Genomic DNA, 21,540 nt, shown 5'->3' with positions numbered 1-21,540 from the left:
CTTGCCGAACCGTGGACTCACGTCAGGTCCTTCCTCGCGTCGTCGAGCAGTCGGACCACGGCAGCCGTGGGGATGGTCAGCCAGGTGGGCCGGTTGCGGGCTTCGTACACGACCTCGTAGAGCGCCTTGTCGAGCTGGAAGGCGATGAGCAGCGCGGCATCCGCGCGCGGGTCGCGGCCACACTCCGCGGCATACCCGTCGAGGAAGGCGCGCTGCGCGCTCTCGGCCCAGTCGCGGGCACTGCCGCCGGGGTGGGACTGCTCCCACGAGCCCGCGGCGTAGTCGAACGAGCGGAGCATGCCGGCGATGTCGCGCACCGCGAGGTCGGGCAGCATGCGTTCGGAGAGCGGGCGCAACGGCTCGCCCTCGAAGTCGAGCAGCACCCAGCCACGGCCGTCCACCTTGAGCACCTGGCCCAGGTGGTAGTCGCCGTGGATCCGTTGCAGGACAGGCCAGCTCGCGTTGACGGCGCGGTCGACGACATCGGCGATGCGGTGTTCGTAGGCGGCCAGGGCTGGCACCTCCGAGGCAGCCGCGACGTAGCGGGCCCGCATGCCGGCCGCGACCGTGGCGATCACCTCGGCCGACACTGCCTCGGTGGGCAGGATCTCCGCCAGGCGCGCGTGCACCTCTGCGGTCGCGGCGCCGAGCTGGCGGGCCGACTCGTCGAAGTCCTCGTGCGAGCCGACGGCCCGCAGGGCGACCCGCCAGGCGTCCTCGGTGCCGGGGAAGAACTCCTGGGCGAAGGCCAGGTGGCCGCGGGAGGGCTCGTCGCCGTCGGTGAGCGCAGGCCAGGCGGCGCTCACGGTGCCGACCATGGTGGGGACCCTGGTCGAGCCGGCCTCGGAGAGTGCGCCCTGCACCGTGACGTCGGGGTTCTCACCCGACTGGAGCATGCGGAAAACCTTGCAGATCAACGGTTTCGGATCACCGTCGGCATCGGTGCAGTCGAACACGATGGAGGTGTTCGACTGCTCACCCGAGAGCACCTTCGACGAGCGAAAGGCCGTCTCGGTCTGCCACGACGGATGCCGTCGAGGCACGACGTCGGGCTCCACGGTGTCGGACTCGCTGCCGGCCTGGGGGACGGCCTGCTCCAGCACGAGGGCGAGGAGCTGCGCGGCGTAGACCGGGTCGTGGGGTCCGTCGTAGACCCACCTCGGCCCGAGGACGCTGTGCTCCATCGTCCCGACGAGAGCCTGCTGACCGCCCTCCAGCGGTGCGCCACGGTAGGTGAGGGGCACCTGGTAGACGACCGGCTCGGGGCCGCCCTCGTCGACGACGACGAAAGTCTCGATGCCCACCTGTCCGGCGGGGTCGTCGAGCCGCCACGACCAGAGCTTGCGCAGCACCGGCAGCCGCCCCTTCGCGGCATACCAGCGCTGGCGCGCCATCCAGGGCCCCACGAGCTCGAGCTTCGTGGGGGAGATCGTGGCGTCGTGGATCTCAGCCATGCGCCGCACCCGGCACGAGGCGGAGCCAGAAGAAGTCGCGCGAGCCGAGGGTCAGGGTGATGGTGCCGTCGTCGGAGATCTTGGGGAAGCCCTGGCCGCCGAAGAGGTCCTCGAGGTGAGCGCCCCTGAACTCGTCGGGCACGCGCACGGTCGTCGCCTGCGGACGGCTCGCGAGGTTGTTGACGCAGAGCACCGCCTCGGAGTTGCTGTTGCCGTCGTGGTCCCACGTGACACGCAGGAACGAGAGCACCGCCTCGTTGTCCGACGGGCAGACCTCGAAGTCGCCGAGCCCGAAGACGGGGTGGCGCTTGCGGATCTCGAGCATCGCCCGCACCCAGTGCAGCAGCGAGGAGCTGCTCGCCATCTGGGCTTCGACGTTGACGTTGTTGTAGTGGTAGACGAGCGATGACACGACCGGCAGGTAGAGCTTGCCGGGGTCGGCCGACGAGAAGCCCGAGTTGCGGTCGGGCGTCCACTGCATCGGGGTGCGCACGGCATCACGGTCGTTGAGCCAGATGTTGTCGCCCATGCCGATCTCGTCGCCGTAGTAGAGGCACGGTGACCCCGGTAGCGAGAGCAGCAGCGCGTGGATCAGCTCGATCTCGGCTCGACTGTTGTCCAGCAACGGTGACAGCCGTCGCCGGATGCCGACGTTGGCGCGCATCCGGGGGTCCGGTGCGTACCAGCCGTACATCGCGGTGCGCTGCTCCGGCGTGACCATCTCGAGGGTGAGCTCGTCGTGGTTGCGCAGGAACGTGCCCCACTGGGTGCCGGCCGGCTTGTCGGGGGTGTCGGCCATGACGTCGACGATCGGCGCGGCCTTCTCCTCGCGCAGCGAGTAGTAGAGCATCGGCATGACCGGGAAGTGGAAGCACATCTGGCACTCCGGCTCCTCCTCGGTGCCGAAGTAGTCCACGACGTCGGCCGGGGGCTGGTTCGCCTCGGCGAGCAGGATCCGGCCGGGGTACTCGGTGTCGACCATCTTGCGGAGCTTGGCCAGGAACTGGTGCGTCTTCGGGTGGTTCTCGCAGTTGTGGCCCTCCTCCTCGTAGAGGTAGGGGACCGCGTCCAGCCGGAACCCGTCGATCCCCATGTCCATCCAGAACCGGACGACGTCGAACATCGCCTCGTGGACGGCCGGGTTCTCGAAGTTGAGGTCGGGCTGGTGGGAGAAGAACCGGTGCCAGAAGAACTGGCGCCGGATCGGGTCGAAGGTCCAGTTCGACACCTCGGTGTCGATGAAGATGATGCGCGCGTCCGAGTAGGGCTCGTCGGTGTCGGACCACACGTAGAAGTCGCCGAACGGGCCCTCGGGGTCGGACCGCGAGGCCTGGAACCACGGGTGCGCGTCGCTGGTGTGGTTCATGACGAAGTCGGTGATGACGCGGATGCCGCGGGCGTGCGCCTGGGACACCAGCTCCTGGAAGTCGGGCAGCGTGCCGAACTCGGGCAGCACGGCGGTGTAGTCGGCGATGTCGTAGCCACCGTCGCGCAGCGGCGAGGCGTAGAAGGGCGGCAGCCACAGGCAGTCGACCCCGAGCCAGGCGAGGTAGTCGAGCCGGGCCATCAGCCCGGTGAAGTCACCGGAGCCCGAGCCCTTGGAGTCACCGAACCCGCGGACGAGCACCTCGTAGAAGACGGCGGTCTTGAACCACTCGGGGTCGTTCTTCAGCCCGGGCTGGGCGAGGTTGAGACCCTGCATCAGAACCTCCGGATAGCGACGATGTGGACGGGCTCGGTCTCGGGCCCGAGTCTGACGTAGACGTGCTCGCCCCAGTGCCACGAGGCCCCGGTGAGGAGGTCCTGCGCGGCGATCCCGTCGTGGTAGTCGAGGCCCAGGGCGGGCATGTCGAGGTGCACGGTGGACTCGCGGGTGCTGTGCGGGTCGAGGTTCGCGACCACCACGAGGGTGTCCTCCGTGCCGTCGGGCAGCACGCGTCGCTTGGAGAACGCCATGATGTTCTCGTCGTCGACGTGGTGGAACGTGATGTTGCGCAGCCAGTGCAGGGAGGGGTGCTCGCGCCGGATCTCGTTGAGGCGAGTGAGGTAGCCGGCCAGCGACTGGCCCTCCTTCACCCCGCCGGGCTCGTAGTCCTCCCAGTGGCGGTTCTTGTACTGGTACTTCTCGTTGTCGATCTGCTCCTCGGCGCCGGGCCGGGCGACGTGCTCGATCAGCTCGTAGCCGGCATAGATGCCGTAGGTCGGGACCAGGGTGGCGGCGAGCGCGGCCCGCAGCTTCCACGCGGCCGGACCACCGAACTGCATGTAGGGCGTGAGGATGTCGTGCGTCGTCGGCCAGAACGACGGCCGCATGTAGGACGCCGCGTCACCGGCGAGCTCGGTGACGTACTCCTCCAGCTCCCACTTCTGGTTGCGCCAGGCGTAGTAGGTGTAGGACTGCTGGAACCCCGTCTTGCCCAAGGTGTGCATCATCGCCGGCTTGGTGAACGCCTCGGCCAGCCAGATCACCTCGGGGTGGTCGCGCGCCACGTCGTCGATCAGCCACTGCCAGAACTCGACCGGCTTGGTGTGGGGGTTGTCGACGCGGAAGATCTTGACCCCGTGGTCGATCCACACCTGGATCACCCGGCGCATCTCGGCGTAGGACCCGGCCGGGTCGTTGTCGAAGTAGAGCGGGTAGATGTCCTGGTACTTCTTCGGCGGGTTCTCCGCGTAGGCGATCGTGCCGTCCGCGCGGTGCTTGAACCACTCGGGGTGGGTCGTCACGTAGGGGTGGTCGGGGGAGGCCTGGAGCGCGATGTCCATCGCCACCTCGAGCCCCTGCTCGGCCGCCTGCGCGACGAAGAAGTCGAAGTCGTCGAACGTCCCCAGGTCGGGGTGGATGGCGTCGTGCCCGCCATCGGGGGAGCCGATCGCGTAGGGGCTGCCCGGGTCGTCGGGACCGGCGTCGAGGGTGTTGTTGGGTCCCTTGCGCTCCGTCGTGCCGATCGGGTGGATCGGGGTCAGGTAGACGACGTCGAAGCCCATCCGGGCGATGGCGGGCAGCCGCTTGGCCGCCGTGCGCAGGGTGCCGGAGGTCCACTTCCCGGTCTCGGGGTCCTGCACGGCACCTTCGGAGCGGGGGAAGATCTCGTACCACGCGCCATACAGGGCCCGCTCGCGCTCCACGAGCAACGGGTATGCCGCGGACGGACTCACGTGGTCGCGCAGCGGGCGGGCGGCCAGCTCGGCGCGCACGGACGGGTCGGTGCCCGCGTGCAGGCGCGCCAGGGGCGGGCGCCGCGTGTCGCGCAGGGCGGTGACCGCGTCGGCCAGGACGGCCTTCTGCTTCTTGCTGCGCTCCACCTCGGCCAGGGCGCGCTCGAGCATGCGGGCGCCCTCCTCGAGCATCAGCTCGGCGTCGACGTCGGCGGTGACCTTGATCGTCGCGTCGTGGTCCCACGTGCCGTAGGGGTCGGACCACCCCTCGACGCGGTAGGACCACCAGCCCACGGTGTCGGGCTCGACCACGGCGGCCCAGGTGTTGAGACCTGGGTTCACGGGGGTCATGGCGGTGACCCGCTCCGACCCGTCGGGCGCCACGAGGACGACGGAGGCGTTGACGGCGTCGTGGCCCTCGCGGAAGACCGTGGCGCCGATGGTGAACTGCTCGCCGACGACCGCCTTGGCGGGCCGGGCGCCGTTGTCGACGACGGGGCTGATCCCCTGGACCGGGATCCGGCCGATGGGGACCTGGGGGTGCGAGGTCTTCGGTGCCTTGGTCACCGCGGGTCTCTGGCCGGGGCTGCCGGCACTGGGTGCGTCAGGAGGGCTGGGCATGGCTGCCGGTGGCTTCGCTGTCACGCGCCCGACGCTACTCGGTCGGCACCCCGCGCACCTCCCCACGTGCAGAGATGGACGCGCGGCTGAAATTTCTTGAAAGTTCTGCAAGAACGCGTCATTGACTTTGCTCCGGAGGCCTTAGGATGCCCCACGTGAAGGCGATCCGACGCTTCAGCGTCCGTACTGTCCTGCCCGCGCCCATTGCCGCGCTCGGCGACCTGGCAAGCAACCTGCGGTGGTCCTGGCACCCACCCACGCGCGACCTCTTCCAGCGGATCGACCCGCAGCGCTGGGACAAGGTGCGCAAGGACCCCGTCCGGCTGCTGTCGGCGCTGTCCCCGCAGGAGCTGACCGACCTCGCCGGCGACGCCGAGTTCGTCGGGGCCGTCGCCGCGGCGAAGGCCGACCTCGACACCTACCTGACCGAGCCCCGGTGGTTCCAGGCCTGGGCCGACGAGGTCGAAGGCGGCGCCCCGAAGGCGATCGGCTACTTCAGCCCCGAGTTCGGCATCACCGAGGTGCTGCCGCAGTACTCCGGCGGCCTGGGCATCCTCGCGGGTGACCACCTGAAGACGGCCTCCGACCTCGGCGTCCCGATCGTCGGCGTGGGCCTGTTCTACAAGACCGGCTACTTCAAGCAGAGCCTCAACCGCGACGGCTGGCAGCAGGAGACCTATCCGGTGCTCGACCCGGACGGCCTGCCGCTGAGCCTCCTCCGCGAGGAGGACGGCACCCCCTGCGTCATCACCCTCGACCTGCCCGGTGGCCGCGAGCTGCACGCCCACGTCCTCAAGGCGCAGGTCGGCCGCGTGCCGCTGCTCCTCCTCGACTCTGACGTCCCCGACAACGACGAGGCCGCCCGCAACATCACCAACCGTCTCTACGGCGGCGGTGGCGAGCAGCGCCTGCAGCAGGAGATGCTCCTCGGCATCGGCGGCGTCCGCGCCCTGCGCCTGTGGTCGCGACTGACCGGCGCCCCGACCCCGGACGTCTACCACACCAACGAGGGCCACGCCGGCTTCCTCGGCGTCGAGCGGATCCACGAGCTGACGAAGTCGGCCGGGCTGACCTTCGACGAGGCCCTCGAGGCCGTCCGCGCCGCCACGGTCTTCACCACGCACACCCCCGTGCCGGCCGGCATCGACCGGTTCGAGGCAGACCTCATCACCCGTCACTTCGGTGGCGAGCGCGCCGTCGAGGGCGTCCCCGTGGAGCGGCTCCTCGCCCTCGGCGCGGAGGACTACCCGGGTGGCCAGGCGGGCATGTTCAACATGGCCGTCATGGGCCTGCGGCTCGGCCAGCGCGCCAACGGCGTCTCCCAGCTGCACGGTGTCGTCAGCCGCGGGATGTTCGACGGACTGTGGCCGGGCTTCGACGACGACGAGGTCCCGATCTCCAGTGTCACCAACGGTGTCCACGCCGGCACCTGGGTGGACCGCAAGGTCTACGAGGTCGCTGCCAAGCACCTCGGCACCACCGACATCGAGCGTGACAACGCCTGGGACCGGATCGGTGACGTGCCCCGCGACGCGATCTGGGCGACCAAGCGCGAGATGCGCGAGCAGCTCGTCAAGGAGGCCCGCCGCCGCACCCGCTCCTCGTGGAAGAAGCGCGGTGCCAGCCCGGCCGAGCTCGGCTGGGTCGACGACATCCTCGACCCCGACGTGCTGACCATCGGGTTCGCCCGACGGGTGCCGACCTACAAGCGGCTCACGCTCATGCTGCGCGACCCCGACCGGCTCAAGCGCCTCCTGCTCGACGAGAAGCGCCCGATCCAGCTCGTCATCGCCGGCAAGTCGCACCCCGCCGACGAGACCGGCAAGCAGCTCATCCAGCAGATGGTGCGCTTCGCCGACGACCCGGAGATCCGTCACCGCATCGTGTTCCTCCCGAACTACGACATCGCGATGGCGCAGTACCTCTACCCGGGCTGCGACGTCTGGCTGAACAACCCGCTGCGCCCGTTCGAGGCGTGTGGCACCTCCGGCATGAAGGCCGCGCTCAACGGTGGCCTCAACCTGTCGATCCTCGACGGCTGGTGGGACGAGTGGTTCGACGGCGAGAACGGCTGGGCGATCCCGACCGCTGACGGGGTCGAGGACGCCGAGCGTCGCGACGACATCGAGGCCTCGGCGCTCTACGACCTCATCGAGAACTCGGTGGCGCCGCGCTTCTACGACGTCGACGCCGAGGGCCTCCCGCAGAACTGGATCTCGATGATCACGCACACGCTCGCGACGCTGGGCCCGAAGGTCCTGGCCAGCCGGATGGTGCGCGACTACACGACCCAGCTCTACGGGCCCGCTGCCCGCGCCGGCTGGGCGCTCAACGGTGCGACCTTCGAGGGCGCCCGCGACCTGGCCGCCTACAAGGCCAAGGTCAAGGCTGCGTGGCCGAACGTCCGCGTCGACCACGTCGAGTCCTCGGGCGTCGGTGACAGCCCCGAGATCGGCGAGACGTTGCACGTCAACGCCTACGTCTCCCTCGGTGGGCTCGACCCCGACGAGGTCGACGTCCAGGTCGTGCACGGCACCGCTCGTGACTCCGACGAGCTGCGCGACGTGGTCAGTGAGTCGCTCCAGTTCGTGGAGTCCTACGAGGGTGGTCGCCACCACTTCGCCGGAGACCTCGCGCTGGCCCGCACCGGCTCGTTCGGCTACACCGTCCGGGTGCTGCCCAAGCACGCCGGTCTGGCCAGCACCAGCGAGCTGGGCCTGGTCGCCAACGCCTGACCCGAGCACGGCTCGGAGGTATGCCGCGTGCGGACGCCCGCACGCGGCATACCTGTGTCCGGGCCCGGGCTGGCGGCGTCGGGGCGAGCGCACCGGGATTGGCCCATTCGGCGGATTCGGAGGCCACCCGAGGCCCGTCACACTTGCGCGCATGACACGAGGGGGACGGCTGGGCTACCGGCCAGCACTCGACGGGCTGCGCGGAGTCGCCGTCCTGCTCGTCCTGGCCCAGCACGCGGGCCTCCCGCTCTTCCCGCAGGGGGGCACCGTCGGGGTGACGCTGTTCTTCGTCCTGTCGGGGTTCCTCATCACCTCGATCCTCCGTGCGGAGCATGACGCGACCGGTCGGATCGACTTCCGCGGCTTCTACCTGCGACGCGCTCGCCGTCTGCTACCCGCTCTGGCGCTGCTCCTCATCGGCGTCAGTGCGTACCTGCTGGTGTCTCACCAGTCGCTGCTGGACGTCGTGCTCACGGCCGGTTACGCGTCGAACCTCGCGGGCGCCGCCGGTCACAACCTGGGCAACCTCGTGCACACCTGGACCCTCTCCCTCGAGGAGCAGTTCTACCTCCTCTGGCCGCTCCTGCTCCCGGTGGTGGCCAGACGCCGCAGACCTGCTGTCATCCTGGCTGTCGTGGTCGCGCTGGTCGTCGCCTGGCGCGTGGTCCTGTCGTTGAGCGGAGCCCCCGTCGAGCGGATCTACTTCGGGCCGGACACCCGTGCCGACGCCATCGTGATCGGCTGCGCGCTGGCGTTCGCCCTCGCACGGACCTCCGTGCGTTTCCTGAGACCGGCCGCGGTGGGGAGTGCGCTCCTGTTGGCGGGCATGTGTGCCGCGCCACCGCAGTCCAGCCTCGCCTGGCTGTTGCCCCCCATCACCGTGGCATCACTGGTGCTCGTCGCCTTCGCAGCGCAGAGCACGCCGAGACTGCTCACCTGGCGGCCCTTGGTGGCGACCGGGCGGATCAGCTACGGCCTCTACCTGTGGAGCTTCCCGGTGGCCCTGAGTGTCGAGTCGCGGGACCTGCCGCTGTGGGCCAGCGCCACCACGGTCACGGTCGTCAGCGTCGCCCTGGCGCTGGCCTCGTGGTTCGTCGTCGAGCGACCCTTCCAGCGCCGGCCCGTGAAGGACGCTACCGACACGAGCGAGCTCGTGGCCCTGGCGGGCGACGCCCTTCCCGCTCGGTGAGACAGGCCCATGGAGTTCAGGGCCGGAGACCATGACGTGACCAACGACGTCCCATGACGAACGCCTGGGGCTGGCATGATCGACGGCGAGCTGAGCGAGCTGAGCATCCGGATGACGTGAGCGAGGGGAGCCGCATGGGTGGCGTGGGCCAGTCGGTCGACGTGACGATCGTCGGCGCCGGACCGACAGGTCTGATGGTGGCGGGGGAGCTGGCGCTGGCCGGCGTGCAGGTCGTCGTCCTCGAACGCCGTCCCACCCCTGACCTGGTGGGCACCCGCGCCCGCGGCTTCCACTCGCGGACGATCGAGGTCTTCGACCAGCGCGGCATCGCCGACCGCTTCCTGTCCGAGGGCCAGACCTTCCAGGCGATGAGCTTCGCCGGGGTCCCGTTGGACGTGGCCGGCCTTCCCTCGCGCCATCCGTACACGCTCGGACTCTCGCAGGGCCACGTCGAGCGCATCCTGCGCGGCTGGGTCGACGAGCTCGGGGTGCCGATCCGCTTCGGCGTGGAGGTCACCGGACTCCGCCAGGACGACAGTGGGGTCGACCTCCTCCTCGCAGACGGCGCCCAGCTGGGGGCCGGCTACGTCGTCGGGGCCGACGGCGGTCGCAGTGTCGTCCGCAAGGCGGTCGGCATCGAGCTCGTCGGTGCCCGGGCCACCCGCAGCCACCTCATCGCCGAGGCGGAGCTCGCTGAGGAGCCGCCCACCGGGATCCGACACGACGACGTGGGGATCCACGGCATCAACCTCGTCGACGGCACCACCTTCGGCATGGTCGTGACCGAGCGTGCGCTGGGCGACGCCACCGAGCCCACCCTCGCCGACCTCAGCGCAGCCCTCACCGAGGTCTACGGCACGGACTTCGGGATCCACGACCCCTCGTGGATCTCGCGGTTCACCGATGCCGCGCTCCAGGCCACCGACTACCGGCGTGGGCGGGTGCTGGTCGCCGGGGACGCCGCGCACATCCACCCACCGACCGGCGGCCAGGGCATCGGCCTCGGGGTGCAGGACGCAGTCAACCTCGGCTGGAAGCTGGCCCGGGTCGCCCAGGGCGCAGCACCAGAGACGCTGCTGGACACCTACTTCACCGAGCGCCACCCCGCCACGGCTCGCGTCCTGAGGAACGTCGTGACCCAGGCGCTGTTGCAGCGCGGCGACGCGCGGACCGAGGCCGTCCGCGCGACGTTCGCCGACGTGCTGGGCGCGGACGAGCCCAGGACGCAGGTCGCCGCGCTCCTGGCCGGGCTCGACGTGGTCTACGACCTCGGCGGGGGACACCCCTTGGTGGGACGTCGCATGCCCGACCTCGACCTCGCCACGGCCAACGGCCCGCGCCGGGTCTTCGAGCTGCTCCACGACGCCCGGCCCCTCCTGCTCAACCTCGGCGAGCTGGGCATCCTCGACCCCTTCTCGGTGGACGGGCGCGTCACGCTGGTGGACGCCGAGAGCCCGGGCCCCTGGGTGCTGCCCGTCGTCGGGACGGTCACGGCCCCGACTGCCGTGCTGGTCCGGCCCGACGGCCACGTGGCCTGGGTGGGCGAGGGGACGGCGGCCGGGCTCGACGAGGCGCTCACGACCTGGTTCGGCGCACCCGCAGGCTGAGCGCGGTCAGGTCGCGTCGCTCGCCCGGTAGACCCGGATGCAGGTGGGTCCGACCTCGACCGGCCCGGGCGGCGTCGAGTCGCCGAGCGGGCCCGGGCGCTCGTCGCTCGAGTCCCACAGCAGCTGGTATGCCGTGAGGCCGGGGACGGCGGGCAGGGTCACCTTCCCGACCTCGGGTGAGCCGTGCAGCACGACCAGCAGGGAGGCGTGGCCGATCCAGGCGCCGTTGAGCAGCATCTGCAGGGTGCGGGTCAACGGGTCCTCCCACCGGCCGTTCTCCATCGTCTCGCCCTCGATGTCGAACCACGCGAGGTCGGTCGAGCCGTCCTCGTGGACCTCGCGACCGGTGAAGAAGGTGCGCTGGCGCAGGACCGGGTGGTCGGCGCGCAGGCGGGTGAGGAACCGGGTCGTGGCGAGGAGGTCCTGCTGCCAGGGTTCAAGGCTCCAGGTGAACCAGGACGTCGGGTTGTCCTGGCAGTAGGGGTTGTTGTTGCCGCCCTGGCTGCGGCCGAACTCGTCGCCCGCGTTGAGCATCGGCACCCCCGTGGCGAGCAGGGTTGACCCGAGGAGGTTGCGCACCGAGCGACGCCGGACCTCCTCGACCTCTGGATCCGCGAGCCCGGTGTCGGGGCCCTCCACGCCGTGGTTCCACGAGCGGTTGTTGTCGGTGCCGTCGCGGTTGCCCTCGCCGTTGGGGCCGTTGTGCTTGGCGTTGTAGCGGGTCAGGTCGCTGGTGGTGAAACCGTCGTGCGCCGCGACGAAGTTCACCGAGGCGACGGGGCCGCGGTCGCGGGACCCGAAGAGGTCCTGCGACCCGGCCATCCGGGTGGCGAGCTCACGCACCCCGTGGCCCTGGTGGTGACCGGCGGTCTGGGCCTTGAGGTCGTCGAGCCAGAAGGTGCGCACCGAGTCGCGGAACCGGTCGTTCCACTCGGCGAACGGGGGAGGGAACTGACCGGTCCGCCAGCCGTGGATGCCGACGTCCCAGGGCTCCGCGATGAGCTTGACCCGGGACAGGACGGGATCGGTGCGCAGGGCGACGAGGAAGGGGTGGTTGGGGTCGTAGTCGTCGTTCTGGCCACGTCCGAGCGCGACGGCGAGGTCGAAGCGGAAGCCGTCGACGTGGCACTCGTTCACCCAGTACCGCAAGGAGTCGAGCACCATCTTGCAGACCATCGCGTGCCGCAGGTCGAGGGTGTTGCCGCAGCCGGTGACGTCGATGTCCTGGCCGCGTTCGTCCAGGCGGTAGTAGGCCCGGTTGTCCAGTCCCCGCCACGACAGCGAGGCGCCGACGCGCCCGGACTGCTCGGCGGTGTGGTTGTAGACGACGTCGAGGAGCACCTCGATGCCCTCGGCGTGGAGCAGCCGCACCATGCCCTTGAACTCGTCGAGGGCCCCCTGCGGGTCGGTCGTGGAGGCGTACATCCCGTGGGGGGCGAAGAAGCCGAGGGTGTTGTAGCCCCAGTGGTTGGTCAGGCCGCGCTGGACCACTTCGGGCTCGGACGTGAACGCCTGCACCGGGAGCAGCTCGACCGCGGTGGCGCCCAGCGCCTTGAGGTGCGCGATGACCGACGGGTGGCACAGGCCGGCATACGTGCCCCGCAGGTGCTCGGGCACCTCGGGGTGCTGGATCGTGAGGCTGCGGACGTGGGCCTCGTAGACCACGGTGTCGGCCAACGGGGTGTGCGGCGGCGCGTCAGCGCCCCAGTCGAAGGCCTCGTCGACCACCACGCAGCGGGGGACCGACCCCACGCTGTCGGTGGGGCTGCGCACCAGGTCATCGCCCTTGAGCCGCTCGTCGACCCGGTGGGCGAACACCTCGGGAGTCCAGGACACGTCGCCCTCGATGGCGCGGGCGTAGGGGTCGAGCAGCACCTTCGCCGGGTTGTAGCGCAGGCCCTCGGCCGGGCGCCACGGACCGTCGGCCCGCAGGCCGTACCGCTGGCCCGGGCCAACCCCCGGGAGGAAGCCGAACCAGATGCCGTGGGTGCGCTCGGTGAGGGGCAGCCGACGCTCCGAGCTGCCGTCCGCGTCGTCCGTGTCGTAGAGGCAGACCTCCACCGAATCGGCGTGACCTGCATAGACGGCGAACTCGGCTCCACCCTCGACCAGGGTCATGCCGAGGGTGGGAGGAAGGTCACGCGGGCGCGTGGCGGGCGACATGGCCCTCAGCCTAGGCAGTGGTTACGGTTGGGCACATGACGGATCCGACTTCCCTGCCCAACTTCCCCCCGCCCGCGAACGAACACCCCCTGCGCGGACGGGTCCTGGACGCCCTGATCGACCAGTCACTGGCGCCCAACGTGGACAACGACGGCGACGTCGCCTTCACGGTGCAGGACCAGCAGCTGTTCGTGCGCTGCACCGAGGGCGACTTCCAGATCATGCGCGTCTTCGGCCAGTGGGCGATCAGCGACGCGGTCCCGAGCGACCCGCTGACCCGCCTGGCCACCTGCAACGAGATCACCCTGCAGATGAACGTCGTGAAGGCCGGACTCGCCAACGACACCCTGGTCGTGACGAGCGAGCACATCGTCGACCAGAACAGCGACGTCCCCGCGCTGGTCAACGTGTCCATCCAGCTCGTCCTCGCGGGCGTGCAGATGTGGCACGAGCGGATCATGGGCGGCGGCGAGGACACCGGTCCCGGCGCGGGCCAGCCGGCACCCGGGGGCGGCCCCGCATGAGCGACAGCTCCTCCACGGGCGTGGTCTCCCTCGAGGTCGAGGGTGGGATCGCCACGATCCGCCTCAACCGCCCCCCGATGAACGCGCTCAACGCCGAGGTCCAGGCCGGCCTGTCGGCGGCGGCGATCGAGGCCGGGCAGCGACGTGACGTCGCCGGGGTCGTCCTCTACGGCGGCGAGAAGGTCTTCGCCGCCGGGGCGGACATCAAGGAGATGGAGCGGATGTCCTACACGGACATGGCCGACTACTCCGGGGTGCTCCAGGACTTCACCCGCACCCTTGCGCGCATCCCCAAGCCGACCGTGGCCGCGATCACCGGCTACGCGTTGGGCGGGGGCTGCGAGGTGGCCCTGGCCTGCGACTTCCGGGTCGCCGCCAAGAACGCCAAGCTCGGCCAGCCCGAGATCTTGCTCGGCATCATCCCCGGCGCCGGCGGCACCCAGCGGCTGGCCCGGCTCGTGGGCCCGGCCAAGGCCAAGGACATCGTGTTCTCCGGACGCTTCGTCTCCGCGGACGAGGCGCTCGCGATCGGGCTCGTCGACGAGGTGGTCGAGGCCGAGGACGTGTATGCCGCCGCGAAGGCGCGCCTCGCGCCGTACGTCGGAGGTCCCGCCTACGCGATCCGCGCCGCCAAGGAAGCCATCGACCGCGGCCTGGAGACCGACCTCGAGACCGGGCTGGAGATCGAACGCATGCTGTTCAGCGGCCTGTTCGCCACGAAGGACCGCGAGATCGGCATGAAGTCGTTCGTCGAGAACGGTCCCGGCAAGGCGAAGTTCGAGGGCGCCTGACCCATGTCGTCCACCCCGACGAGCGCGGCAGCTCCCGTCAGCGCGGCCACGGCCGAGCAGGTCGCCGCCGCGTACGCCGACAACAAGCTGGCCCAGGTGCTCTACCACGACTGGGAGGCGCAGACCTACGACGACAAGTGGTCGATCTCGTTCGATGAGCGCTGCATCGACTACGCCCGTGACCGCTTCCACGCCATCACCGGCACGCCCGACCCGCTGCCCTACGGGATGGCCCTCGAGCTCGGCGCCGGCACCGGCTTCTTCTCGCTCAACCTCAAGCAGGCCGGGATCCTCGACGAGGTCCACGTCACCGACCTGTCGCCCGGGATGGTCGAGGCCGCCAAGGCGAACGCCGAGTCGCTCGGCTTCCGGGTGCAGGGCAGGGTCGCCGATGCCGAGCGAATTCCGTATGACGACAACACTTTTGACGTCGTCGTCGGTCACGCGGTGATCCACCACATCCCCGACGTCGAGGCGGCCTTCCGCGAGGTCCTGCGGGTGCTCAAGCCCGGTGGAAGGTTCGTCATCGCGGGGGAGCCCACCAGGGTGGGCGACTGGTACGCCCGCCAGCTCGGCCGGGTGACCTGGAAGGCGACCAAGGCGGTCACCCAGCTGCCGGCCCTGCGCGACACATGGGCGAAGGACCAGGACGCGCTCGACGAGTCGTCGCGCGCCGCGGCCCTGGAGGCGGTCGTCGACCTGCACACCTTCGACCCCGACGAGCTGGCCCGGATGGCCCTGCGCGCGGGCGCCGTCGGCGTCCGTACCCAGACCGAGGAGCTCACGGCGGCCTTGCTGGGGTGGCCGATGCGCACGTTCGAGGCAGCGGTCAAGCCCGGCGTGCTGGGCTGGGGCTGGGCGATGTTCGCCTACGGCTCGTGGAAGCGGCTCTCGGCCGTCGACCGCGTCCTGGCCAAGGCGGTGCCGGCGCGGCTCTTCTACAACGTCGGCATCACCGGCGTGAAGCCCGGCTGACCGCCGACCGAGACACAGGCGAACACCCGTGACCTCTGCAGCGAATGCGGACATGTCGCCGGCCGACCACGGCGAGCGCGGTCCCTCCGGCCTGCCCCGGCCGCTGGCCTGGGTCCGCTGGGTGGTCTGGGCGATGACCAACCGGGCGTTCACCCGGCACCACCTGCTGAGCTACCTGCGGATGGCGCGAGCGAGCGCGCGCTACCCGTCGCTGCGGTTCGAAGGCCCCTGCTTCATCGGACCGGACGTGCGGTTCGAGGTCCGGGAGGGCTACGGCCGCCTCGTGGTCGGCCCCTACACCCACTTCGGTGCGCACGCCCGCGTCCGGGCCCACGAGGGCACGCTGCGGATCGGTCCCAAGTCGGTCATCGGCATCCGCAACACGATCAACTGCTGGATCGACATCTCGATCGGTCAGGCGTGTCTGTTCGGCGACGACGTCTACGTGTGCGACTTCGACCACGTGACGACATCGCTCGACGTGCCGATCAAGGACCAGGGCATCGTCAAGTCGCCGGTGCGCATCGGCGACGACGTCTGGCTCGGCACCAAGGTCGTCGTCACGCGCGGCACCGACATCGGCGACCAGAGCGTGGTCGCAGCCTCGGCCGTCGCCCGGGGTGACTACCCGCCGCGGTCGGTCGTGGCCGGCATACCGGGAAGGGTCGTCAGGACGCGCGAGTGACCCGCGGACGGACGCCCCGCTCCGGCGCGAGGCGCGCGCCCGCTGCGCTCACCGGAGTGAGAGGACGCCCGTCACGACCCCCGTGCCGGTGCCCGACTCGAAGTCCTGCGCGCCGATGTCGACCCCGTGGCCGCTGAGCTTCTCGTAGCGTCCGGTGCCCCCCATCAGGCTCACCGGCCCGGTGTTGGTGAGCCCCGTCTCGCCGAACACGATGAAGACGTGCTTCTGTGCGTAGAACTGGCCGCTGCCGTCCGCGCAGGTGTAGACCGTGCGGATCAGCAGCGCTGCCTTGGGCATCACCGGGTTGCCGGCGAAGACCGGCACGTCGTCCGACAGGGTGCCGGACGGGCACAGTCCTCCGGTTGCGGTGAAGGTGGGGTCACCCGCGACGGACGCGTCGAAGGTCTCCGTGATGGTGAACGGCGTCGGCTCGACCGCCGAGGCCGCGCTCACCCCGAGCCCGATGGTTCCGAGTGCCATGGCTGCCCCTGCAGCGGCCACGCGGTGGTAAGTCATCATGACCAGGCCTCTCTCGATGGACGTGGTGACCGGCGGGCGCCGACCCCCCTCCATTGCAGGGCATCCGGCGGGCCGTCACATCACGGAAACCACCTATGTCCACGGGTCGGCGGCGCGCGCCCCCACGTGCTCCGGAGGTCACCCGAGGCGGGCGTCCAGCGCGGGAAAGGCGTTGTCCTGCAAGCCTTGTCGTCTGGCCTCGTCGAGCGCCTGGTCACGTCGTCCGTCGTGGATGAGCTGGGCCAGGAGGTGGAAGTCGCGGCGGTGCTCCTCGGCCCGGCGTCGCGCGTAGTCGACCGACTGCCCCCGCGTGACGAGGAACGCCCAGTCGCTCGACAGGGCGTGCCACAACGTCTGCAGCAGCTGGTCGAGGTCGGGTCGCCGGTTCTGGAGCCGGCCAGCCAGGCGCTCGCGACCGAGCACGTCGAGCCAGCGCCGTTGCAGCCACTCGTTCTCGTGCGCGATCTGGCGCACCGCCGGGCCGTCCCACACCGAGTAGTCCTTGCCCGCGCCCCAGGAACCCGGTGCCAGGTCGAGGTCGCCGGCGACGTGACCCTGCGCGAGCGCCTTCTCGACGGTGGTCACCGTGACCCCGGCGCGCCGCAGCGCGCGGATCGCCGTGCCGAGGAACACCGGACCCTCGTGCCACCAGTGCCCGAACAGCTCGGTGTCGTATGCCGCGACGACCAGTCCCGGCTCACCGCGCACCTCGTGGGCGTGCAGCAGCTGGTCGCGGACCGCGTCGACGAAGTGCGCCACGTCGTGGTCCACCTGGCCGCGGGCCTCGTCGGGGTCGTAGGGCCGTTTCCGGCCGACATCCACGTCGGGCTCGGTGATCGCCCAAAGCCTGATGCCGGTGAGCTCCTCGCGGGCATGGAAGTCGCGGTAGACGGGTGAGGCCGGGTACCCGCTGCGCGAGGACCAGATGAGGTTGGTGACCTCCAGGTTGCGGGGCACGGCCACGACGTCGGTCCCGGCCACCCGCCACGCGGCATGGGGGTGTCCGCCTGAGTCGCGCACGGTCTGCTCGTCGACGACGAAGTGGCCGACGCCGGCCTCGGTGAACTGCTGCGCGAGGGCCGGGTGCCAGCCGCACTCGGGCGACCAGATCCCACGCGGTCGTTCGCCGAGTCGCCACGCGCTGTCGGCCAGACCTGTGTGCAGCGCGAGGGCGGCGACCTCCGGTAGGAGCAGCGGGAGGAACGGGTGCGCGCTCGGCCCGCCGAGCAGCTCGACCACGCCCTGGTCGCGCAGCCCGCGCAGGACCGGCGACCCACCCGCGCGCCACCGTGTCTCGAGCAGCCGCGCGGCCCCGGACGCGCCGGCATACTCCCGCTCGGCCGTCGACCGGCGGTGCGGGTCGGGGTCGAAGCCCAGCTCGCGGGCCCGCAGGCCCCACAGTCCGGCCCAGGTCGCGGCGTCGCGGCGCATGCGGGGGTGGTCGAGCTGGGCGGCGAGCACGGGGGTGACGCCGAGGGTCAGGATGTCGCGATGCCCTTCGGCCGCAAGGGAGTCCAGCTCCGCGACGAGAGGCACGTAGGACTCCACCCAGGCCTGGAACAGCCACTCCTCGCCGAGGGGCCAGACCCCGTGCCCGGGCAGCCAGGGCAGGTGGGAGTGCAGGACGAGGCAGAAGGCGCCCGGCACGGGTGGAGTCACAAGCCACCAGTCTGCCGCAGTGGGTGCGGATACTCATGTGTGGCCGCCCCCGGGCGTCCAGACTGTCGCCATGTCGACCCGGCGCCCACCCCGCGCGCTCCTCGCACCCCTCGTCCTCTCCGTGACGGCCGGCGTGCTGATGTCGGGATGCGGTGCGTCGTTCCGACCCGACGGCGACGAGGCGGTCGCGGCCCGGTCAGCTGGTGATGCCGCGGCCGAGCGCCTGCTCGACGAGGTGACCGAAGGTGCGCAGCCGGTCGGGTCCGCGGTGTTCGACCAGTGCACGGAGGGGCAGCACAACTGGAAACGCCACGACGACTACGACCACGAGTGCGACCTCGCGCACTCGCGGGTGGTCCCCGGTGCCGCGACGACCCCGGAGGTCGACGCGTCCCTGCGCGCGATGCATCGGCGTGCCCTCGGCGCGGGCTGCACCCTCCTCTACGGCGGCTCGGGCCTGGAGGGCGTGGCCGACGTGTACTGGCCGTCGCGCCAGAGGATGGCCAACCCTTCTCCCGGCATGCTGCCCTCGGGCCGGTACACCTGTGCCACCGGCGACGGACCACCCGTCGAGCTCGAGGTGGAGCCCTACGCGGCGGGTCGTGACGAGCGCTACGACCTGAGGCCTGACGTCATGCTCACTCCGTACATCGCGACTCGCACCCAGCGCTCCGAGCCCTTTCCCGACTCGACGGAGTCCGCAGTCGCTGAATCCAAGCTCGCGATGCACTACGTCGTCACCGCGAAGGTCGCCTACCTGGTCGTCTGACGGTCAGCCATCGGGTCGCGTGACGAGCCGGGCGAGCTTCTTCGGGGCCATCAGGCAGTAGCTGTCGGCCAGCAGCTCGGCCACCTCGGCCCAGTCGGTGGCGGCGTCGATGACCATGCCGATGACGTGGGGGCTCCAGTCCGGCTTGTAGAACGGCAGCCCCGAGTGGACCAGGGCCTCGAGCTCCGCACCGGTCGAACGGAACGTGACCACGTCGGCGGGACTGCCCAGTCGCGCGGCCAGCCCGAACACCGAGCCGCCGCGCGGGTCGACGTGGGCGAGGTGGGCGAACGTGCGCTGCCGGACCCGCCACCGCACGCCGATCCAGGCGTCCTGCTCGTGGGTCTCGGGCAGCGCGAGGCAGATCGCGGCGACCCGGGCCACCAGGGCCGGGTCGAGGTCGTCGTCGACGTCTCCCACGGCCGCGACCCTAGTCCGGCGCACCGACAGCCCGTGCCCCGATCGACCCCGCGCGGCTGCCCTGCCAAGCCACGGCTCTGCCAAGCCACGGCTCAGCTGCGCCCCTGCTCGCCTGCGGCCCTGCCCTGCTGCGCGAGGGCCTTTGCTGCGGAAACCCGGTTGCCCGATCCGGAGGCCCGTGACACGGTGCGGGCATGTCTTGCACCTTGGTGGCCGTCGACTTCGACGCACGCCGTCCGGCCGAGCTGGCCGGCTTCTGGGGCTCGGTGCTCGACCGGCCGGTGGAGGAGCTCGGCGGGGGTCTGCTCCTGGCGGGGGACGCGACCCAGGTGGGTCTGCGGTTCGTCGCGAGCCCCGCGGAGAAGGTCGGCCCCAACCGGATCCACCTGCACCTCACGAGCACCGACGAGGGGGACATGCAGCGCGTCGTGGCCGAGGCGGTCGGCCTCGGGGCACGCCACCTCGACGTCGGCCAGCTGCCCGAGGAGGGGCACGTGGTCCTGGCGGACCCCGAGGGCAACGAGCTCTGCGTCATCCCGCCGGACAGTTCCTTCCTCGCGGGCTGCGGCTTCCTCGGCGAGCTGGCCTGCGACGGGACGCGCGACGTGGGGGTCTTCTGGAGCGAGGTGCTCGGCTGGCCGCTCGTGTGGGACCAGGACGAGGAGACGGCCATCCAGTCCCCGGAGGGTGGGACGAAGGTCGCCTGGGGAGGTCCCCCGCTCGCCCCCAAGCCCACGAGGAACCGCCAGCGCCTGCTGCTGGCCGCCACCGACGACCACGACGCGGAGGTCGACCGCCTCCTCTCGCTCGGGGCGACTCGGGTGGACGACTGGGACCAGCTCGGCCGGGAGGGCGCTGGCACGACCCTGGCCGACCCCGACGGCAACGAGCTGCGCCTCCTGCCGTGATCGCGGCTCCAGGCGGCAGGCCGCAACCCGGGGCGCCGTTGCGCCTGCCCGCGGGTCCGGGGCTGCGCCACGGCATGGTCATCGACGCCGGTGAGCTGGTCGAGCGCTTCTCCCGCTCCTCCGGGCCCGGGGGACAGGGCGTCAACACGACGGACAGCCGCGTGGAGCTCGACTTCGACCCGTCGACGTCGCGCGCGGTCGCCGAGCTGCCCGAGGCCACCCGCGAGCGGCTCCTGGAGCGGTTGGCGCCGAAGCTCGTGGGTGGGCGGCTGCTCGTCGTGGCGTCTGAGCACCGCTCGCAGCGCCAGAACCGCGTGGTCGCGCGGCAGCGGCTGGTCATGATGCTGCGCGAGGCGGCCGCGCCAGACCCGCCAGCCCGGCGGCCCACCCGGCCGACCAAGGGTTCGCAGCGGCGCCGGGTCGATGCCAAGAAGCGCCGGGGTCAGCTCAAGTCCGGCCGCCGGACCGTCGACGACGGCTGACTCGCCACCCACGGCGACGGGCTACGTCAGCCGCGCCACGGCGAACAGGTCGAGGCTCGAGTCGTCTGCGTCGCCGATCACGAAGTCCCGCGCGGTGACCGACTCGACGGTCGCGCGCAGGTCGACGTCCCACGCCTCGGGGTCGCAGTCCTGCTGGGCCGCGACGACCGAACCGCGCGCCGACTCCCAGCGAGCCAACCGCTCGCCGTGGCCGAGCCCCACCACGGCCACCGTGGCGCCGGGCAGCCAGCGGCGTACCTCGTCGCCCAGCTCGGCCGCGTCGTACTCGCGGCAGTGGTAGAGGTTCGCCGGCTTCTCCCGGCGACCCAGCCCGGGGGAGAAGGTGAGGCGGTTCGGGGTGGAGACCACCACCACCCCGCCGGCGCGCGTCACCCGGGCCAGCTCGCGCACGTAGTCGCCGGGCGTCCAGATGTGCTCGAGCACCTGGAGCGAGACCGCCAGGTCGACGGCGCCGTCGGCCAGGGGGAGCGCCGTCAGCGCACCCCCGAGGTATGCCGCCCGCTCACCTCCGTGGACGCGCGCGGCGTGGGCGGTGGTCGCCGCGTCGTAGTCCACGCCGACGACGCGCACTCCGGGCCAGGCCGTGTCGAGGAGGCCCGCGGCATACCCCTCGCCGCAGCCGGCGTCCAGGACGACGCTCGGGGTCGACGACACCCAGCCGGGCACGGCGGCATACCCGGCCTCATGACGCCGGAACCAGTAGTTCTCGGCGGCCACCCCCGGCACCGTGCGCTCGCCGGTGATCGTCAGCGGTGTGGGCACCGTCACCTCCTCCGGGCGCGCAGAGCGCTTGCCGTGCCGGGCTCGTGGTGAGCGTCACGCACTGGCGGCGTGTGGATTACGGGCAGGGGCTGTAAGG

At 71.2% G+C, this 21,540-nt stretch carries 18 protein-coding genes; 10 read left to right on the top strand and 8 right to left on the bottom strand.

Going from position 1 to position 21,540, the window contains the following annotated elements:
• Positions 1-17: 17 nt before the first annotated feature.
• From ACXJKD_RS00655 to ACXJKD_RS00645, 3 genes are read right to left on the bottom strand one after another with little or no spacing between them, the layout of a single operon-like run.
• A complete protein-coding gene (locus tag ACXJKD_RS00655) occupies positions 18-1,454 on the bottom strand; it encodes a maltokinase N-terminal cap-like domain-containing protein (protein ID WP_457252398.1) in 1,437 nt (478 codons plus the stop codon).
• On the bottom strand, positions 1,447-3,156 hold the full coding sequence (treS, locus tag ACXJKD_RS00650) for a maltose alpha-D-glucosyltransferase (RefSeq protein WP_457252397.1): 1,710 nt from the start codon (positions 3,154-3,156) through the stop codon (positions 1,447-1,449). The genes ACXJKD_RS00655 and treS overlap by 8 nt, the downstream gene beginning before the upstream one ends.
• Entirely contained in the window at positions 3,156-5,234 is a 2,079-nt protein-coding gene (locus ACXJKD_RS00645; RefSeq protein WP_457252818.1) for an alpha-1,4-glucan--maltose-1-phosphate maltosyltransferase, read from the bottom strand. Before ACXJKD_RS00645 ends, treS begins: the two co-directional genes overlap by 1 nt.
• Before the next feature lie 155 nt (positions 5,235-5,389).
• Between ACXJKD_RS00645 and glgP the strand changes: the two genes are divergently transcribed.
• The 3 genes from glgP (at position 5,390) to ACXJKD_RS00630 (ending at position 10,765) form a co-directional block, all read left to right on the top strand.
• The gene (glgP, locus tag ACXJKD_RS00640; RefSeq protein WP_457252396.1) at positions 5,390-7,969 is read left to right on the top strand and encodes an alpha-glucan family phosphorylase; all 2,580 of its coding nucleotides are present in this window, start codon (positions 5,390-5,392) and stop codon (positions 7,967-7,969) included.
• 151 nt (positions 7,970-8,120) lie between these two features.
• A complete protein-coding gene (locus tag ACXJKD_RS00635) occupies positions 8,121-9,158 on the top strand; it encodes an acyltransferase family protein (protein ID WP_457252395.1) in 1,038 nt (345 codons plus the stop codon).
• Positions 9,159-9,274: 116 nt separating this feature from the next.
• Complete coding sequence (locus ACXJKD_RS00630; RefSeq protein WP_457252394.1) at positions 9,275-10,765, top strand: FAD-dependent monooxygenase; 1,491 nt, start codon at positions 9,275-9,277, stop codon at positions 10,763-10,765.
• A gap of 6 nt (positions 10,766-10,771) precedes the next feature.
• Here ACXJKD_RS00630 and glgX read toward each other — a convergent pair whose 3' ends face one another.
• Positions 10,772-12,928 carry a glycogen debranching protein GlgX gene (gene glgX / locus ACXJKD_RS00625; RefSeq protein WP_457252393.1) on the bottom strand — a complete coding sequence of 719 codons (2,157 nt, stop codon included), beginning with the start codon at positions 12,926-12,928 and terminating at the stop codon, positions 10,772-10,774.
• Between the two features lie 35 nt (positions 12,929-12,963).
• Here glgX and ACXJKD_RS00620 point away from each other — a divergent pair, with 35 nt between their 5' ends.
• Genes ACXJKD_RS00620 through ACXJKD_RS00605 form a run of 4 tightly spaced genes read left to right on the top strand, consistent with a single transcriptional unit; the run spans position 12,964 to position 15,903 of the window.
• The gene (locus tag ACXJKD_RS00620; protein ID WP_056922757.1) at positions 12,964-13,452 is read left to right on the top strand and encodes a T3SS (YopN, CesT) and YbjN peptide-binding chaperone 1; all 489 of its coding nucleotides are present in this window, start codon (positions 12,964-12,966) and stop codon (positions 13,450-13,452) included.
• Positions 13,449-14,243: an enoyl-CoA hydratase/isomerase family protein gene (locus tag ACXJKD_RS00615; RefSeq protein WP_457252392.1), complete on the top strand. Its 795-nt coding sequence runs from the start codon at positions 13,449-13,451 to the stop codon at positions 14,241-14,243. Before ACXJKD_RS00620 ends, ACXJKD_RS00615 begins: the two co-directional genes overlap by 4 nt.
• Before the next feature lie 3 nt (positions 14,244-14,246).
• Entirely contained in the window at positions 14,247-15,218 is a 972-nt protein-coding gene (locus tag ACXJKD_RS00610) for a class I SAM-dependent methyltransferase (RefSeq protein ID WP_457252391.1), read from the top strand.
• 28 nt (positions 15,219-15,246) lie between these two features.
• Complete coding sequence (locus ACXJKD_RS00605) at positions 15,247-15,903, top strand: acyltransferase (protein WP_457252390.1); 657 nt, start codon at positions 15,247-15,249, stop codon at positions 15,901-15,903.
• Between the two features lie 48 nt (positions 15,904-15,951).
• Here ACXJKD_RS00605 and ACXJKD_RS00600 read toward each other — a convergent pair whose 3' ends face one another.
• Together ACXJKD_RS00600 and ACXJKD_RS00595 are read right to left on the bottom strand one after the other, a co-directional pair.
• A complete protein-coding gene (locus ACXJKD_RS00600) occupies positions 15,952-16,383 on the bottom strand; it encodes a hypothetical protein (RefSeq protein WP_457252389.1) in 432 nt (143 codons plus the stop codon).
• A 177-nt stretch (positions 16,384-16,560) separates the two neighbouring features.
• Positions 16,561-18,081, bottom strand: a complete 1,521-nt coding sequence (locus ACXJKD_RS00595) for a 1,4-alpha-glucan branching protein domain-containing protein (protein WP_457252388.1) — start codon at positions 18,079-18,081, stop codon at positions 16,561-16,563.
• 70 nt (positions 18,082-18,151) lie between these two features.
• Here ACXJKD_RS00595 and ACXJKD_RS00590 point away from each other — a divergent pair, with 70 nt between their 5' ends.
• A complete protein-coding gene (locus ACXJKD_RS00590) occupies positions 18,152-18,850 on the top strand; it encodes a hypothetical protein (protein WP_457252387.1) in 699 nt (232 codons plus the stop codon).
• 3 nt (positions 18,851-18,853) lie between these two features.
• Here the strand turns inward: ACXJKD_RS00590 and ACXJKD_RS00585 are convergent, their stop codons facing one another.
• Positions 18,854-19,270, bottom strand: a complete 417-nt coding sequence (locus tag ACXJKD_RS00585) for an MmcQ/YjbR family DNA-binding protein (RefSeq protein ID WP_457252386.1) — start codon at positions 19,268-19,270, stop codon at positions 18,854-18,856.
• Positions 19,271-19,464: 194 nt separating this feature from the next.
• Here ACXJKD_RS00585 and ACXJKD_RS00580 point away from each other — a divergent pair, with 194 nt between their 5' ends.
• Both ACXJKD_RS00580 and arfB read left to right on the top strand, forming a co-directional pair.
• Positions 19,465-20,178, top strand: coding sequence for a VOC family protein (locus tag ACXJKD_RS00580; RefSeq protein ID WP_457252385.1), 714 nt, complete (start codon positions 19,465-19,467; stop codon positions 20,176-20,178).
• Between the two features lie 74 nt (positions 20,179-20,252).
• Complete coding sequence (gene arfB, locus ACXJKD_RS00575; RefSeq protein WP_457252817.1) at positions 20,253-20,660, top strand: alternative ribosome rescue aminoacyl-tRNA hydrolase ArfB; 408 nt, start codon at positions 20,253-20,255, stop codon at positions 20,658-20,660.
• 21 nt (positions 20,661-20,681) lie between these two features.
• Here arfB and ACXJKD_RS00570 read toward each other — a convergent pair whose 3' ends face one another.
• Positions 20,682-21,443, bottom strand: coding sequence for a class I SAM-dependent methyltransferase (locus ACXJKD_RS00570; protein WP_457252384.1), 762 nt, complete (start codon positions 21,441-21,443; stop codon positions 20,682-20,684).
• Between the last annotated feature and the right edge of the window lie 97 nt (positions 21,444-21,540).

The organism is Pedococcus sp. P5_B7, from assembly GCF_054049895.1.
Note: the sequence above shows the minus strand (reverse complement) of the source record. Positions and strands in the feature narration are given on the sequence as shown.